The sequence below is a fragment of the Actinomadura sp. NPDC047616 genome (assembly GCF_040642915.1).
Taxonomy (GTDB): Bacteria; Actinomycetota; Actinomycetes; order Streptosporangiales; family Streptosporangiaceae; genus Spirillospora; species Spirillospora miaoliensis.
On record NZ_JBEYTB010000001.1, the window covers coordinates 611,139 to 626,284 of the forward strand.

Annotated in this window: 13 protein-coding genes, 1 tRNA gene and 1 other RNA gene; 12 read left to right on the forward strand and 3 right to left on the reverse strand. The window is 72.0% G+C overall.

Annotation, left to right across the window (positions count from 1 at the left end; all coding sequences use genetic code 11):
• Positions 1 to 758: 758 nt before the first annotated feature.
• The 4 genes from ABZ801_RS02935 to ABZ801_RS02950 all read left to right on the forward strand — a co-directional run bounded on the left by ABZ801_RS02935 (position 759) and on the right by ABZ801_RS02950 (position 5,097).
• Entirely contained in the window at positions 759 to 2,261 is a 1,503-nt protein-coding gene (locus tag ABZ801_RS02935; RefSeq protein WP_360691929.1) for a helix-turn-helix transcriptional regulator, read from the forward strand.
• 123 nt (positions 2,262 to 2,384) lie between these two features.
• Entirely contained in the window at positions 2,385 to 3,068 is a 684-nt protein-coding gene (locus tag ABZ801_RS02940) for an FCD domain-containing protein (protein WP_360691932.1), read from the forward strand.
• A 110-nt stretch (positions 3,069 to 3,178) separates the two neighbouring features.
• Positions 3,179 to 4,450 (forward strand): MFS transporter, encoded by a 1,272-nt coding sequence (locus tag ABZ801_RS02945; protein WP_360691935.1) that lies wholly within the window; start codon positions 3,179 to 3,181, stop codon positions 4,448 to 4,450.
• Between the two features lie 383 nt (positions 4,451 to 4,833).
• The gene (locus ABZ801_RS02950) at positions 4,834 to 5,097 is read left to right on the forward strand and encodes a hypothetical protein (RefSeq protein WP_360691938.1); all 264 of its coding nucleotides are present in this window, start codon (positions 4,834 to 4,836) and stop codon (positions 5,095 to 5,097) included.
• 378 nt (positions 5,098 to 5,475) lie between these two features.
• On the opposite strand, the gene ABZ801_RS02955 is transcribed toward ABZ801_RS02950, so the two are convergent.
• Positions 5,476 to 5,775 carry a type II toxin-antitoxin system VapB family antitoxin gene (locus tag ABZ801_RS02955; RefSeq protein ID WP_360691941.1) on the reverse strand — a complete coding sequence of 100 codons (300 nt, stop codon included), beginning with the start codon at positions 5,773 to 5,775 and terminating at the stop codon, positions 5,476 to 5,478.
• 431 nt (positions 5,776 to 6,206) lie between these two features.
• Here ABZ801_RS02955 and ABZ801_RS02960 point away from each other — a divergent pair, with 431 nt between their 5' ends.
• Positions 6,207 to 7,403, forward strand: coding sequence for a phospholipase D-like domain-containing protein (locus ABZ801_RS02960; RefSeq protein WP_360691944.1), 1,197 nt, complete (start codon positions 6,207 to 6,209; stop codon positions 7,401 to 7,403).
• 700 nt (positions 7,404 to 8,103) lie between these two features.
• Here the strand turns inward: ABZ801_RS02960 and ABZ801_RS02965 are convergent.
• Positions 8,104 to 8,191: transfer RNA gene (locus ABZ801_RS02965), tRNA-Ser, on the reverse strand.
• A gap of 10 nt (positions 8,192 to 8,201) precedes the next feature.
• Positions 8,202 to 8,549, reverse strand: a complete 348-nt coding sequence (locus ABZ801_RS02970; protein WP_360691947.1) for a DUF952 domain-containing protein — start codon at positions 8,547 to 8,549, stop codon at positions 8,202 to 8,204.
• A gap of 73 nt (positions 8,550 to 8,622) precedes the next feature.
• On the opposite strand from ABZ801_RS02970, the gene ffs reads away from it, so the two are divergent.
• The 7 genes from ffs to ABZ801_RS03005 all read left to right on the forward strand — a co-directional run bounded on the left by ffs (position 8,623) and on the right by ABZ801_RS03005 (position 15,027).
• Positions 8,623 to 8,718: signal recognition particle sRNA small type (gene ffs, locus ABZ801_RS02975), an RNA gene on the forward strand.
• A gap of 38 nt (positions 8,719 to 8,756) precedes the next feature.
• A complete protein-coding gene (locus tag ABZ801_RS02980) occupies positions 8,757 to 10,883 on the forward strand; it encodes a DNA polymerase III subunit gamma and tau (RefSeq protein WP_360691950.1) in 2,127 nt (708 codons plus the stop codon).
• A gap of 644 nt (positions 10,884 to 11,527) precedes the next feature.
• Entirely contained in the window at positions 11,528 to 11,914 is a 387-nt protein-coding gene (locus ABZ801_RS02985) for a YbaB/EbfC family nucleoid-associated protein (protein ID WP_344958325.1), read from the forward strand.
• Positions 11,915 to 12,028: 114 nt separating this feature from the next.
• Positions 12,029 to 12,628: a recombination mediator RecR gene (recR, locus tag ABZ801_RS02990; RefSeq protein WP_344958297.1), complete on the forward strand. Its 600-nt coding sequence runs from the start codon at positions 12,029 to 12,031 to the stop codon at positions 12,626 to 12,628.
• Positions 12,621 to 13,169 carry a DUF5063 domain-containing protein gene (locus ABZ801_RS02995; protein WP_344958299.1) on the forward strand — a complete coding sequence of 183 codons (549 nt, stop codon included), beginning with the start codon at positions 12,621 to 12,623 and terminating at the stop codon, positions 13,167 to 13,169. The genes recR and ABZ801_RS02995 overlap by 8 nt, the downstream gene beginning before the upstream one ends.
• 144 nt (positions 13,170 to 13,313) lie before the next feature.
• A complete protein-coding gene (locus ABZ801_RS03000; protein ID WP_360691955.1) occupies positions 13,314 to 13,625 on the forward strand; it encodes a hypothetical protein in 312 nt (103 codons plus the stop codon).
• A gap of 127 nt (positions 13,626 to 13,752) precedes the next feature.
• Positions 13,753 to 15,027, forward strand: coding sequence for an aspartate kinase (locus ABZ801_RS03005; RefSeq protein WP_344958303.1), 1,275 nt, complete (start codon positions 13,753 to 13,755; stop codon positions 15,025 to 15,027).
• Positions 15,028 to 15,146 lie beyond the last annotated feature (119 nt).

A 15,146-nucleotide genomic window follows, 5' to 3' on the forward strand; every position in this document is an offset into this window, starting at 1 on the left:
CAGGGCGGCGCCCGCGCTGCCGGACGGGTGCCGGAGGAGGGGATTTCCGCGAAGACCGGGCGGGCCGGGAAGGGGAGGGCAATCCCGGGCGCCATGCGGGATTTCGCGGCTGCGGAATCAGCGGTGCCGTGGCCGTTCCGGGCTTTCCGCGGCCGGGCGGTGACCCTCCGAGTTGAGGACGGGTGAAGGCCGCGCTCAAGGTCGCTGGACGTTTCGTCCAACAACTTCGTGACCCGCCTGCGAAACGGCCATGACGCCCGGCCCCGCCGTGCACGCCGACCCGCACGCCGTCGCCCGTGCGCCGCGTACGCCGCGACCCTCCGCGGACCGCCGGAGCCGGCGGTGGCCTGCGCGAACGACCGAGCGTTCGGCGGCCCGGACCGGTCCGCCGCGCCGAATCAATGATCTTTGACCGTGATGCCGGATATTGTGATAGGCACCCGCTATTGTGATCGTCACATGGGACGTTCGCGGGCCGGAGCACACCCCGTGACGTGCGGCGGGGCCGGGCCGACCCGCGTGGACGCCTCCCGCGACGACAAGGGGGTCGCCGCGCGCGGCGCCGTCGCGTCCACCGGCCACGGCGCGCGGGCGGGAGCGGCCACGGCCGGCGACACCCGCAGGCCCATAATCAGCCGCCAGGACCGAGGGGGATGATCGCACCCCTGGCGCTTCGTTACTCTCGATGTGCGTTAACCCGCAATGTGCAATCATGTCGGCACCCCAGCCGCCTGATTACTTCCGCTAAGTGAGTTCACATGCCGGGTCCAGGCAACGTCGGCGAACGTGTCCGCAACCTGCGGCTCACCAGACGCCTCTCGCAGGCACAGCTCGCCGGTCACGACCTTTCAGACAGCTATATCTCGTTGATCGAGTCCGGGAAGCGGACGCCCACGCCGACGGTCCTGCGCATGCTGGCCGAGCGGCTCGGCTGCACGCCGGAGTACCTCGCCGAGGGCGTGGAGCCGGAGCAGCGCGCCCACCTGGAGGTCCGCGAGCGGCACGCGCAGCTGGCGCTGCTGGCGGGCGACGCGGGCACGGCGGCGGCCGGGTTCGACGATGTGATCGCGCGCAGCGACGACCCCGAGCTGACCGCGCGGGCCCGCTGGGGCCGCGCCCGGGCGCTGGAGGAGCTGGGACGCACCGAGGAGGCCATCGCGCTGTTCGAGGAGCTGCGCGAACAGGCCGAACGCGACCCGGGCCGGACGAGCTGGCTGCCCCCCGTGATCGCGCTGGCGCGCTGCTACCACACCGTCGGAGACCTCGGCCAGGCCATCGCGCTCGGCGAGCGGACGCTGGCGCGGCTGCGGCTGCTCGGGCTGACCGTGGGCGAGGAGCACACCGAGATCGGCCGGATCCTGCTGCTGGCGTATGTGGACCGGTCCGATCCCGACCGCGCGCACGCGCTGGGGCGGGCACTGGTGGGCGGACGGCTGGGTGACGCGGCCGCCGGTGACGACGACCACCCCAGCGCGCACTACCAGCGGGCCTCGTCCCGGGCGCTGGAGGAGGGCGCGGTCGGCGACGCGCTGTACCTGGCCGATCAGGCGCTGGCGTCCCGTGCCGGCCGTACGTCGCTGCTGGCGCGGTCGCGGCTCAACCTGGCCGCCGCCAAGGCCCTGCTGCGCGGCGTCATGCCGTTCTCGACCCCGGCGGCGGCCGCCGAGCCCCAGTCCGCCACTCCGGGGCAGATCACGACACCGGGCCGGGGTCTGGTGGGGGCCGTCGGCGTGTCCGCGGAGGTCAGCGGGCAGGCGGCGGAGGAGGCGCTCGAACTGCTCGGCGACACCGGGCGGCTGCCGTCCGCCGAGGCCAGCGAGAGCACGATCGAACGGGCGCGCGCCCTGGTCGCGCTCGGCCGCCCCGACGAGGCGATCACGGACCTGGAGGAGTTCCTCGACACCGGCATGGCCCTGTCGGCGCCGCCGACGTCGGCCGACCTTCCGCTGACGCCCCGGCCGGGGCCCGACGCGGTACGCCGCGTTCGCAAGACGACGCAGGCGCGTCTGGTGCTGGCCCGTGCCCGCATCGCGCAGCAGGACCGCACGGCCGCCTTGGTCGTCCTGCGTGCCGCGGCGAGTCAGCTGGAGGGGTTGCCGGCCGGACGTCCCACCGCGCATCTGTACCGTGAGCTGGGCGAGCTGTTCGAGACCCTCGGCGAGGGCGAGTCCGCCGCGGCCGCGTACAGGCAGGCGCTGGAGGCCGCGGGCCTGCGCCGGTCCCGTCCCCAGACCGCCGACTGCGACCTCAGGAAGGTCTGACACCCCCAGGCGATGCGCCAGGTCCGCGAAAGACGCGGAATACAGGCGTGCCTGGCAACGTTTCCACCAGACGTAGGATGACTGGATGTCCGGCTGATCCGCCGCCGCGTCGTTGGGGGGACCTTGACTCTGCGCACCGCCCGCCGCTCGTCCCTGGTCGACCAGGTGATCGAGCAGCTCAGGAGTGAGATCACCGCGGGCGCGTGGCCGGTCGGAGCCAAGATTCCGCCCGAGCCGGCGCTGGCCGCCAGCCTCGGGGTCGGGCGCAACACCGTCCGGGAGGCCGTGCGCGCCCTGACGCACGCCGGGCTGCTGGACTCCCGCCAGGGCGACGGCACCTACGTCCGCGCGACCAGCGAGATGTCGGGCGCCGTGCGCCGCCGTCTGCAGGCCGCCGAACTGGCCGAGATCCTGGAGGTGCGGCGCGGCCTGGAGGTCGAGGCCGCCCGGCTGGCCGCCGCCCGGCGCACCGACGCCGACATCGCCGCGATCGCCGCCGCGCTCGCCCGGCGGGACGCCGCGTGGGCGTCCGGCGATCACGCCGTCTTCGTCGAGGCCGACCTGGCCTTCCACACCGCGGTCGTCGAGGCCACGCACAACCGCGTCCTCACCGACCTCTACCGCGACTTCAGCGCGGCCCTGCGGGCGAGCATCGGCGCCGCCGGGACGCTGATGGAGCACACCGACGTCCCGCACGGCCCGATCGCGGCCGCCATCGAGGCCGGGGACGCCCAGGCTGCGGCGCAGGCCACGCATTCGTGCCTGGACGAGATCATCCGGTCGACGACCGCCCGCCCCGACGTCTGACCGCAGGCGGCGCGGCCGCCGCTCCCCGCGCTCCTTGGAACGTGCCAGCGGATGCCGCCAGCCCCTCGCGCTGACCACCTGGCATTCCCCCCTCTCGTGACGAAGGCGAAATGACTTCCACCACGCGCATCTCCCGTCTCACCGCGATCTGGACCCTCATCGGACTCGTCCTCCTGACGGTCAACCTGCGAGCCGCCATCACCGGCGTCACACCGTTGCTGGGCGACCTGCGGGAGAGCCTCGGCCTGTCCGGCGTCGAGGTCAGCGTCCTGACGACGCTGCCGGTCCTGTGCCTGGGAATCTTCGCCGCCCTCGCCCCGTCCCTGGCCCGCCGGCTCGGCACGGAGGTCGCGATCACCGGGTCGCTGGTCCTGATCACGGCGGGCATCGTGCTGCGGATCGTCCCCGCGCAGCCGGCGCTGTTCGCGGGCACGATCCTGGCCGGCGCGGGAATCGCGATGGGCAACGTCCTCACCCCGGCGGTCATCAAGAACGTCTTCCCGCGCCGCCTGGGCGCGCTCACCGGCATGGCGATGATGCTCATGGCGGGCAGCGGCGCGATCGCCGCCGCCCTTGCCGTCCCCCTGAACGACGCGGGCGGCTGGCGCCTCGCACTGGCCGTGTGGGCCGTCCCGTCCCTACTGGCAGCGCTCGCCTGGATTCCCCTCACGCGGAAGACGGCGAACGCCACCGAACGGCCCTCGCCCCACGCCCGCACCTCCACCGAGGGCTCGCTGCTGCGCGTCCCCCTCGCCTGGTACGTGGCGCTGTTCATGGGCCTGGCCTCGCTGATGTTCTACGTCCTGATGTCGTGGCTCCCGGAGATCATGCGGGCCCAGGGCTACGCGCCCGCCACCGCCGGGATGATGGTCTCGGTCATGATGATCATCGGTATCCCGCTCGGACTCCTCGTGCCCATGGCCGCCGCCCGCATGCGCGACCAGCGCCCCCTCGTCCTGGCCGTCGCCGTCACGATGGTGGTGGGGCTCGGCGGCCTGATCGCGGCCCCGCACGCCGGCTGGCTGTGGGTGACGGTGCTCGGCCTCGGCACGGGCAGCGCGTTCCCGCTGGCGTTCACCCTGCTGAGCCTGCGGTCCGCGACCCCGTCCGTGGCGGCCCGGATGTCGGGCATGGCCCAGACCGGCGGATACCTGCTGGCCGGAGCCGGCCCCCTGGTCGTCGGTGTCCTGCACACGACCACCGGCGGCTGGAACGTCCCCCTCGGTTTGATGCTGGCCCTGGTCGTCCCGGAGATCGTGTTCGGCCTGCTGGCGGCCCGCCCCTCCTTCGTCCACTCCAACCCCGCCGACCCGGAACGCCTGGCCGCCTCCACCTCTCCCGCGGTCTCCACCCCCGAGGACGTGCCGACCGCAAGCCGCTGACTCCGACTCCCACACCCCGCCGACAGCGAACGCCGTCCCCGGCCGGTACACGACCGACTCGGCGGCCGAGTGCACCAAGGAGCAGCACTGCGGCGGCGCCCTCGTCGGCCAGCCCCGCCCGGCGGCGGGCGCCGCCCCAGTCATGGCCGTTACCGATCCGGGCCGCAGGGCGCAGCGGTTCAGCGTCGCGGGCCGCCCGTAATGCCCGCCCGCGGAACGGGTGCCGTCAGCGGACACGACCCCGGACCGCCCGGTGAACGGAGGCGGCGCCCACACGGGCGGCCGCACCCTGGCGGGGTTGATCAGCTCAGCGCCCTCGGCGCGGCTTGAGCACCCGTCTCCACACAGACACTGTCGCGGTCGCGAGCCCGAGACCAAGCCGCATGCCCGGCCTGGTCCTCGCGCGCGTTCCGTTCCTCCCGCACTCGATCGACGGCTACCCCGCCATCGGCCACCTGCCCCTCGCCAAGGCCAAGCCCGCCGCCGACGCCTACGCCTACCGCGCCGTCCTGGACCGGATGAACGAGGACTTGCGGTACGACGTCCAGCAGCTCATCGACAAACTGCAGGTCGAGCACGACGAGTGGGAGTTCGCCACGAAGAAGCTGGACTGGTACACCCAGGACACGATCTTCTCGCTCACCTGACCGCCCCGAGCCGGTGTGAAGGCCGCCGCACGGAGGCCAGGCGAGCGGAGCGATGACGGCGTCCGTCCGCGGCGCCTCGGGCACCGGGTCGCCGTCGCTGGGGTACGTGGTGGGCCGGCTGGCCGAGCGCTGCGGTGACCGCACCCCGGTCCGCACGGTCGGCACCATGCTGGCCGACACTATTGATCATGTACGCGGCGGGCGTGCCGTACCTGATGGCCGCGCTGGGCGTGGACCTGGGCCGGGGCGGAGGAACAGCTCCACAGAGGTGGGCGTACGCCTGCGGCGTCGACGCGAGTACTCGATCCGAGCGGCCGCAGGCGCCTCGTCCGTTACGGAACCCCCTGGAGCCCACGACGGCTGGGGATGTCCGGGGGCTCAGCGGGCGTCGAGGTCGAGGATGCGGGCGTGCAGGACCAGACGTTGATGCAGGGCGGCGCGGAGGGCGCGGTGCAGACCGTCCTCCAGGTAGAGCTCGCCCTGCCACTGGACGACGTGCGGGAACAGGTCCCCGTAGAACGTGGAGTCCTTGGCCAGCAGCGACTGCAGATCCAGCTCTCGTTTGGTGCTGATGAGCTGGTCAAGGCGTACCTGGCGCGGCGGGATCCGGGCCCAGTCCCGGGACGTCAGGCCGTGGTCCGGATAGGGCCGCCCCTCGCCGACCGCCTTGAAGATCACTCCCCTGAGTCTACGGCGTCCCGTGGGACGAGAGAAGACGCCGCAACCGCCCGGCTCACCCGGAGGTGACCATCTGGTCAACCCCAACGCCCCTGATCACAGCCCCGGGCGCAAGGGGGCCCGACGAGGGCCCCTCCGCCGGGACAGCAGGCCAGCGCTCGTAGCCAGCAGTCCGTCCGTCCGGAGTAAGCAGTTCCCCCGAGCGTCGAGGACCGACGGGAGATCTCCCTGTCGGGAGGTGTTCCTCCGCCGTTGACCCCGCCGTCAGTTCACCGTTTTCGGACACGCTTTTGACGGGCCCAAGATCGGTCCCGAAATGAGGGCCGGTGCTGCTCGACCGCCGCACCGGCCATCTGGCGGCCGACCACATCACCGGAGCCGACAGCGCTACCGGCGATGCCCGGAGCAGCCGCCCGACGAAGGAGTGATTCATGTCCAGCAGGTCCCTGCCCGCACTGATCGCCGGCGCCGCTCTGACGGCCGCGACGTTCACCGGGAACGCCACCGCGGCGGCCGCCACGACCGCCACGGCCTGTGCGGACGCGCCGGCCGCTCCGGCCGCTCCGGCCGTCACGGGCGCGGTCTTCAACGAGCCGGTGGGGGGCGACCCGACGGCGGTGCTCGGCCGGATCTGCGCCCTGGTCCACCAGACGCCCGCGGGCGAACGGATCCGGGTCGCCCAGTTCGTCATGTCCGGCGCGTCCGGCAGGGACTTCGCCAACGAGCTCATCAAGGCCCACAGACGCGGCGTGAAGGTCCAGGTGCTCGTGGACGGCGACACCCGCGGCAGCGCCGTGGCCGCCCAACTGGCCGCCGAACTGGGCACGGACACTTCGGCCGGCTCCTGGCTCCACGTGTGCTCCGGCCCGCCCTCCGGCGGCACTGCGGCCTGCATCGGAAACAAGGGCCAGCACAACAAGTTCTACCTGTTCTCCCGCGCCGGCGGCGCCGCCGACGTGGTCGTCCAGTCCTCCGCCAACATCACCGACCTCAACTCCACCACCTACTGGAACAACGCGGTCACCATCACCGGCAACCGCCGCCTCTACCAGGCCTACAGCGCCTACTTCGACGACCTGGCCGCCGAGCGCAAGACCCTCGACTACAACCGCGTCGTCACCACCGGATCAGCGGGCGGCTCGGTGCGCGCCCAGTTCTTCCCGCGCGCCGACGGCGACCCGATCGTGGAGCACCTCGACAAGGTCTCCTGCCGGGATGGGGCGGCCATCCGCGTGGGCATGTCCGAATGGGACGCCTACCGCGTCGCCATCGCCGAACGCCTGCGCGACATGGCCGCCCAAGGCTGCTCGGTCAGCGTCGTCTACGGCGTCGTCGACGACGAGGTGAAGCAGGTGCTGCTGTCGTCCCCCCGCATCGAGGTCCGCACGCTGGGCAGCGGCAGCGCCCTGCCGGGCCGGATCCACTCCAAGTACCTGCTCATCGAGGGCTCGTACGACGGTGACTCCCACGCCCGCCGGGTCATCACGGGCAGCCACAACTACAACGAGACCTCACTGCGCCGCAACGACGAGACCTTGCTGACCCTCAACAACAAGGCCGTCTACGCCCAGTACCGCGCCAACTTCGAAACCATGCGCACCGTCGCCCCCCTGGCCCAAACTCCCTGAACAAGCAGGAAAACCCCGAACACTACCGCTGCCGGGCCCGCGAAACCTCCTCACGGGCCCCCAGCCATACCCCCAACCCCGCCCTAGTGCGGATGAACGTTCGCCGGATTCGGGACCCACCGGAGCGGGTCCGGGACGGGTGGCTTGATCGGCCTCACCTTCGATAACGACAGATTGCCGTCGAGGGGCAAGGAGCGCTGCTGGCAGAGCCGGTCAGGGCACGACGGTCGACCGAGGACGAAGAGCGCCGGCTGCAGCGGATCGTGCGACCGGACAAGCACAACTCGCTCCGGGCCGCCAGGCGTTGATCACACGGCGTCGGTGTCGGGGACACGCACCCCGGGCGATTCGCCCGGCTGGTCATCGCGGACGACGACCCCGTCCGCGCCGTGATTCACGCCTTCAACGAGCGCGGCCTGCCTGCCTGGACCCCTGACTGGGCGGGAGGCCGTCCCGGCCGCACCAGCGACGATGCACCATCCGGAGCGACGTCGCGCGGCAGCGTGCCGGCCGGTGCGGCGTTGGCGGTCACCGCCGTGGGGGTGCTCCACAAGATCATGAAGTGAGGGTGAGGCCGCTCGCCGCACGGTGCGGTGGGCGGACGCCCCGCCACCTGGTCAACTGAGACTGGAACTGAGACTGAACGCGTTGAGGGCGGCCCCGGGTGGGGCCGCCCTCGTCGTGTTGTGCCTGGTGAGGCTGGCGGAGGATGCGAGATTCGAACTCGCGAGGGGTTGCCCCCAACACGCTTTCCAAGCGTGCGCCCTAGGCCACTAGGCGAATCCTCCGCCGCAGAGCCTACCGGGTCTCGGGCACTGATCGGACATCAATAACGGCTGAGAGCGGAATCGGGCCGTAGACGTGGGGGAAAACGGCGCCGTCGACGGGTTCGTGGCGTACCGGAGCGTCCAGCCGGGCGACGTCGATCACCAGCAGGAGGAGCTCCGCCGGGTCCAGGTCGGCGTAGAAGCGGGACAACACGCCGTGCACCTGGTCCATGTCGGAGGAGCAGTGGATGAACCCCTCCTCCTCAAGGGTGCGGCCTCGGGTGGACATGGTGTAGGCCGCGCCGCCGGCGCGGGCCGCCTCCCAGTGGCGGCGTTCGGCGATGTGCAGCAGGGGCGGCTGGGAGGCTTGAGGGGGCATGACGGATGAGCCTACGCGGGGACGAGGAGCGGCGAGCGTGCAGCCGTCACTCCGGGAATGCCATAGACTCTGGGCAGACCCCTCGCACGGCGTCATCCTGTGAACCTCCCCAGGGCCGGAAGGCAGCAAGGATAAGCAGGCTCTGGCGGGTGTGCGGGGGGTCCTTTCGCTTCTGACGCTCTGCTTCTCGAGGAGGGCGGACCCCCGATGAGTCTGGCGCTGTACCGCAAGTACCGGCCAGCGACGTTCGCCGAGCTCAAGGGGCAGGAGCACGTCGCCGAGCCCCTCCAGCAGGCGCTGCGCAACGGGCGGATCAACCACGCCTACCTCTTCAGCGGCCCGCGCGGCTGCGGCAAGACGTCCAGTGCACGCATCCTCGCCCGGTCGCTGAACTGCGAGCAGGGCCCGACGCCCGACCCGTGCGGAAAGTGCGACTCGTGCGTCGCGCTCGGCCCGACCGGCACCGGCCACATCGACGTGATCGAAATCGACGCCGCCTCGCACGGTGGCGTGGACGACGCCCGCGACCTGCGGGAACGCGCCTTCTTCGCCCCGGTGTCGGCGCGCTTCAAGGTGTACATCATCGACGAGGCGCACATGGTCACCCGGGAGGGCTTCAACGCCCTGCTCAAGCTGGTCGAGGAGCCCCCGCCGCACCTGAAGTTCGTGTTCGCCACCACCGAGCCCGAGAAGGTCATCGGCACGATCCGGTCGCGGACGCACCACTACCCGTTCCGGCTGATCCCGCCGGGAGTGCTGCAGGAACTGGTCGAGGAGATCCTCCAGCAGGAGAACGTGCCGTACGAGCCGAACGCGCTCCCGCTGGCGGTGCGGGCGGGCGCGGGCTCGGCCCGGGACACGCTGTCGATCCTGGACCAGCTGCTGGCCGGGTCGGACGAGAAGGGCATCACCTACGCCCGCGCCGTCTCACTGCTCGGCTACACCGACTCGGCGCTGCTGGACGAGGTGGTGGACGCGTTCGCCGCCCGCGACGGCGCCGCGGTGTTCGCCGCCCTGGACCGGGTGATCGAAAGCGGCCAGGACCCGCGCCGTTTCGCCACCGACCTGCTGGAACGCCTCCGCGACCTGGTGATCCTGTCCAACGTGCCGGAGGCCGGGGGCACCGGGCTGCTGACCGCCGCGCCGGACGAGCTTGAGCGCATGCGGCGCCAGGCCGAGGCGCTCGGCCCGGGGGAGCTGACCCGGGCGGCCGACCTGCTGCACACCGGCCTGACCGAGATGCGGGGGGCGACCTCGCCCCGGCTGCTGCTGGAGCTGGTGTGCGCCCGCATCCTGCTGCCCGCCGCGTACGCGGACGAGTCCTCCATGTTCGCCCGCCTGGACCGTCTCGAACGCCAGCTCGCCGCCGGCGTGCCCGTTGCGTCTGCCGCACCTGCGACCGCACCTCCCGTCTCGTCGAGCGGCGCCGCCCCCATGACTCCGGGCGGCGGCGCGGAGACGCCCCCCGCCCAGACCCGCCCCCGAGGCGGCGCCGCCATGTCCAGCGTCCCTTCCGCGCCCGGTGGGACGGAAGCTGAACGACGTTCTGTGGATAACCGTCCGGGTCCGGGTGCCGCGCCGGCCCCGCGGCCCGCCGCCGCGTCACCCGCGCCCGCGCCCACGGCAGCGTCCGCCGCGCCCGTCGTGGCCCCGGCAGCGGCCGCCGGGGGGCAGGACGTCTCCGCGGTGCAGCGGATGTGGCCGGACATCGTCGAGGCCGTCAAGCAGCGGAGCAGGGTCGCCTGGATGGCGATCATGTCGGGCGTCCAGCCGATCTCGCTCGACGGCAACCTGCTGACCCTGTCCTTCGAGGCCGAGGGCGCGCGGACGAACTTCACCAACGGCGGCCGCGACGCGGTGCTCCGCGAGGTCCTCAAGCAGCGCCTCGGCGTCGACTGGCGCATCGACACGGTGCTCGCCGGTGCCGCTCCGCCTCGCGGACGCGGCGGCGGTCCCGCGATGGGACGGCCCGGCGGCCTGCAAGGCGGTTCGTCGGGTCCGGCGGCCGGATTCAGCGGCGCGGCGGCGTCCATGCCGTCTCGTGGCCCCGCCGAGCCGGCGCCGCCTCCCGCGCCCCCGCCCCCTGCTGCGCCCGCCGCATCGGACCCGGGCCCGTGGAGCGTTTCGGCGCCCAAGCCGTCCGCCGCCCCCAGCCCCGTGCCGCCGCCCATGGACGACGCGCCTCCTCCGGAGCCGCCTCCCCTCGACGAGAGCGACGAGGTGGACCCCGAGGGAGACGCCGACGCCGAAGGCAGCGAGGCGGAGCTGAACGGGATGGCCCTCATCCAGCGCGAACTCGGCGGCCAGATCATCCGCGAGATCGACAACTCCTGACCCGGCCCATCGCGGCCACCACGTCGGCGCCGACACCCTCCGCCGGCCCGCCCTGGTCGGCGATTTCGGTACGACCTCTTCGCCAGCCACATCACGGCCGTCCGCCAGCCCGAAGCCGCCTCGCTTGAAGCCACCGGCCTCAGTGGCCGGGCTGCTTTCAGGGCACAAGGAGGGGGCACCCGCTCCCAGACAGAGACATGTCCAAACGCCGATCGGGTCGCGCGCCGAGGCGGACCGTCCGCTGACGGTGGGTGGTGGCGAAGGAAGGGCGTCGTGGGTGTCAACGGGGGGCGGTGTTGTGAAGGCGTGGTGGCTGCGTCGGGGAGTGAATCGAGCATTCGGGAGGAAGGGGGTTGGGTTCCTTGATCCGCAGGGTGGGGGGCGGCCGTATCGTTGGACGGTGCGTCACCGCGTCGCCGTGGGGGCGGGCCCAGGTGCGGGACGACGGCGGTACGGGGGGCGATACGGTCGGCGTGGGAAGGGCGTCGGCGTCGGCGGCGTCCCGGCGGAGGCACGTACCGCATTACGTTCGAAACCCGTAGTCTCGGGAAGACAGACGTGCGGTGGTCGTCGGGTCGCCGAGCACGAGGTCCCGTGAGGGGCCAGGAAGGTCCCTTGAGGGGCCGAGAGGAAACGGAGTGACCGTGGAACCCGGTGGTCTGAACATCCAGGAGCTGTTGCAGCAGGCCCAGCGCATGCAGGAGCAGTTGTTCGCCGCGCAGCGCGAACTGGCTGAGGCCGAGGTGCAGGGCAGCGCGGGCGGCGGCCTGGTGACGGCGACGGTCAACGGCCAGGGCGAGGTGACCGCGATCTCCATCGATCCCAAGGCCATCGACGTCGACGACCCGGCCGACACCGCCGAGACCATCGCCGACCTGGTGCTGGCCGCGATCCGCGACGCCGCCCGGGCCGCGGCGCTGCTGCAGGAGCAGAAGATGGGCCCGCTCGCCGAGGGACTCGGCGGAGGCGGCATGCCGGGCATCCCCGGAATGCCGGGTCTGCCGGGCACGGGTGGGGCGCCCGGAGCCTGACCCGCGATCGGATCCGGCCCGCCCGTCGTTCGGGCGGCCCGGCCCCGGCCCCGCCCAGGGTCGACCTCAACCCACCTGTCCCCCCGGCAGAACGAGCATGGAAGGAACGGACCGTTGTACGAAGGGGTCGTCCAGAACCTCATCGACGAACTGGGCCGGCTGCCCGGCGTCGGCCCCAAGAGCGCGCAGCGGATCGCCTTCCACCTGCTGGCCGCCGACCCCGCCGACGTGGACCGGCTGGGCAAGGCCCTCAAGGAGGTCAAGGACAAGGTCCGCTTCTGCCGTACCTGCGGGAACGTGGCCGAGGAGGAGGAGTGCCGGATCTGCCGGGACGCCCGCCGCGACCCGCACGTCATCTGCGTGGTCGAGGAGTCCAAGGACGTCGTGGCGATCGAGAAGACCCGCGAGTTCCGGGGCCGCTACCACGTGCTGGGCGGGGCGATCAGTCCCATCGAGGGCGTCGGCCCCGACGACCTGCGCATCCGCGAGCTGATGCAGCGCCTGGCGGACGGCACCGTCACCGAGCTGATTCTGGCCACCGACCCGAACCTGGAGGGCGAGGCCACGGCGACCTACCTGGCCCGCCTGGTCAAGCCCATGGGCATCACCGTCACCCGCCTGGCAAGCGGCCTGCCGGTGGGGGGCGACCTGGAGTACGCCGACGAGGTGACGCTCGGCCGCGCATTCGAAGGACGGAGGCTCCTGGATGTCTGACACCAACAGCCCGCAGGACTGGAACGCCCTCGCCGAACGGGTGGCGCGCCACGTGGAGAACTACCTCGGCGGACTCGAGGCGGTCTCGCGCGGCGAGGCCGGCCCGCACACGGTGCCGATGCTGCTGCTGGAGGTCTCGCAGGTCATCCTGGCCGGCGCGCAGTTGGGGGCGAGCCAGGACGTGATCCTGCCGGACAACTGGGAGCCGGAGGTCGGCGAGGATCCCGACCTGGACGCGGTGCGGCAGGGCCTGGCCGAGCGGCTGCTGGCGATTGACGAGTACGTCGAGGTCTTCGACCCGTACAAGGACACCGAGCCGACGTCCTACCGGCTTTCGGACGACCTGGTCGACGTAGCGAGCGACCTCGTCCACGGCCTGCGCCACTACCAGCAGGACCGCCCCCTGGAGGCGCTGTGGTGGTGGCAGTACTCCTACTTCAACCACTGGGGCAACCACGCCGGCGCGGCCCTGCGCGCCCTGCACGCCGTCGTCGCCAACGCCCGACTGAACGTGGCGGAGGAAGTGCCCGCGGTTCGCTAGGCGCTTCCCCCGGCGGGGTGTACGGCGCGTCTCCGTCTGGGGAACTGCCCGGTGCGCTTGCGCCTGGAGGGCGTCCCGTTGCCGCTATGCCCCGTCCATGTGGGCGCGAGGCGCGGACGAGTGGCCGGGGCCTAGCATCGGCGGATGGCTTCGTCACGAATCTTGTCCTTCGCCGCGGGAGCGCTGGTCGCCAACAGCGCTCCGCATCTCGCCACGGCCGTCACGGGGCGGCGGCACATGACGCCGCTCGCCGGGCGGCGGTCCGGTCCGGCGGTCAACGCGGTCTGGGCGGGCCTCAACCTGGTCGGCGGGGCGGCGCTGCTGCAGGCGTCACGGCGGCGCGGCGGGCGGCGATGGGACGACGACCTGGTCGCCTTCGAGGCCGGCTACCTCGCCTTCGCCCTGTGGATGGCGGCGTCCGAGCGGTTTCTCCCCATGAATCACGACGCACACTGACGGCCGTCCCGTCCCAGATGTTGGGATTTCTGGCCACATTTCGGTAGTTATCTGCTCGTAATCCAGTGGTGCGGCCTCGGTAGACTCGTCGCCGGTACGTCAGACCCCGATCCGAGGAGCGCCACCCGTGGCTCTTGTCGTGCAGAAGTACGGTGGCTCCTCCGTAGCGGACGCCGAGTGCGTCAAGCGGGTCGCCCAGCGCATCGTCGCGACGAAGAAGGCGGGCAACGACGTGGTCGTCGTGGTCTCCGCCATGGGTGACACAACGGATGAGCTGATCGATCTGGCCGAGCAGGTCAGCCCGCTGCCCCCCGGGCGCGAGCTGGACATGCTGCTGACGGCCGGGGAGCGGATCTCGATGGCGCTGTTGGCCATGGCCATCGCCAACCTGGGCCATGAGGCGCGGTCGTTCACCGGCTCCCAGGCCGGTGTGATCACCGACGGCTCCCACGGCAAAGCCAGGATCATCGACGTCACGCCCGGCCGGATCCGCGACGCGCTGGACGCGGGCTCCATCGCCATCGTGGCCGGCTTCCAGGGCGTCTCCCAGGACTCCAAGGACATCACCACGCTGGGCCGCGGCGGCAGCGACACCACCGCCGTGGCGCTGGCCGCGGCGCTGGACGCCGACGTGTGCGAGATCTACACCGACGTGGACGGCGTCTTCACCGCCGACCCCCGGATCGTCCCGCCCGCCCGGCGCATCCCGCGCATCTCCTACGAGGAGATGATGGAGATGGCCGCCAGCGGCGCCAAGATCCTGCACCTGCGCTGTGTGGAGTACGCCCGCCGCTACAACATCCCGATCCATGTGCGCTCCTCGTTCAGCCAGCGGGAGGGCACCTGGGTGGTCGACAGCGACGACATCGAAGGACAGGACATGGAGCAGGCGATCATCTCCGGGGTCGCACACGACCGCAGCGAGGCCAAGATCACCGTGGTCGGGGTCCCGGACAAGGTGGGCGAGGCGGCCACGATCTTCCGGGTGCTGTCCGACGCCGAGATCAACATCGACATGATCGTCCAGAACGTGTCGGCGGCGTCCACCGGCCGCACCGACATCTCGTTCACCCTGCCGGCCAGCGACGGGCAGAGCGCCCTGGCCGCGCTGAACAAGGTCAAGGAGCGGATCGGCTTCGAGTCGCTGCGCTACGACGACCGGATCGGCAAGATCTCGCTGATCGGCGCGGGCATGCGCTCCCACCCGGGCGTGACGGCCAAGTTCTTCTCGGCCATCGCCGACTCCGGGGTCAACATCGAGATGATCTCCACCTCGGAGATCCGGATCTCGGTGGTGGTGGCGCAGGACGACGTCGACACCGCCGTCGCCGCCGCGCACCACGCCTTCGACCTCGACTCCGACCAGGTGGAGGCCGTCGTCTACGGAGGCACCGGACGCTGACCGCCCGCGACCGTGTCCGGCCGTCCCGCCGACCGGGAATCCACGAGTCGTGAACCGGCCGCCGAGCGCCTCCGCGAGACGATCGGCGGCCGTGGGCCCGGTTGTCGGCCTGGGCCGTC

What these genes read in the sequence shown, in the direction of transcription:
- ABZ801_RS02935 (WP_360691929.1), top strand. Translation starts at nt 759, where the DNA reads ATGCCGGGTCCAGGCAACGTCGGCGAACGTGTCCGCAACCTGCGGCTC.
- ABZ801_RS02945 (WP_360691935.1), top strand. Translation starts at nt 3,179, where the DNA reads ATGACTTCCACCACGCGCATCTCCCGTCTCACCGCGATCTGGACCCTC.
- ABZ801_RS02950 (WP_360691938.1), top strand. Translation starts at nt 4,834, where the DNA reads ATGCCCGGCCTGGTCCTCGCGCGCGTTCCGTTCCTCCCGCACTCGATC.
- ABZ801_RS02960 (WP_360691944.1), top strand. Translation starts at nt 6,207, where the DNA reads ATGTCCAGCAGGTCCCTGCCCGCACTGATCGCCGGCGCCGCTCTGACG.
- ABZ801_RS02970 (WP_360691947.1), bottom strand. Translation starts at nt 8,549, where the DNA reads ATGCCCCCTCAAGCCTCCCAGCCGCCCCTGCTGCACATCGCCGAACGC.
- ABZ801_RS02980 (WP_360691950.1), top strand. Translation starts at nt 8,757, where the DNA reads ATGAGTCTGGCGCTGTACCGCAAGTACCGGCCAGCGACGTTCGCCGAG.
- ABZ801_RS02995 (WP_344958299.1), top strand. Translation starts at nt 12,621, where the DNA reads ATGTCTGACACCAACAGCCCGCAGGACTGGAACGCCCTCGCCGAACGG.
- ABZ801_RS03000 (WP_360691955.1), top strand. Translation starts at nt 13,314, where the DNA reads ATGGCTTCGTCACGAATCTTGTCCTTCGCCGCGGGAGCGCTGGTCGCC.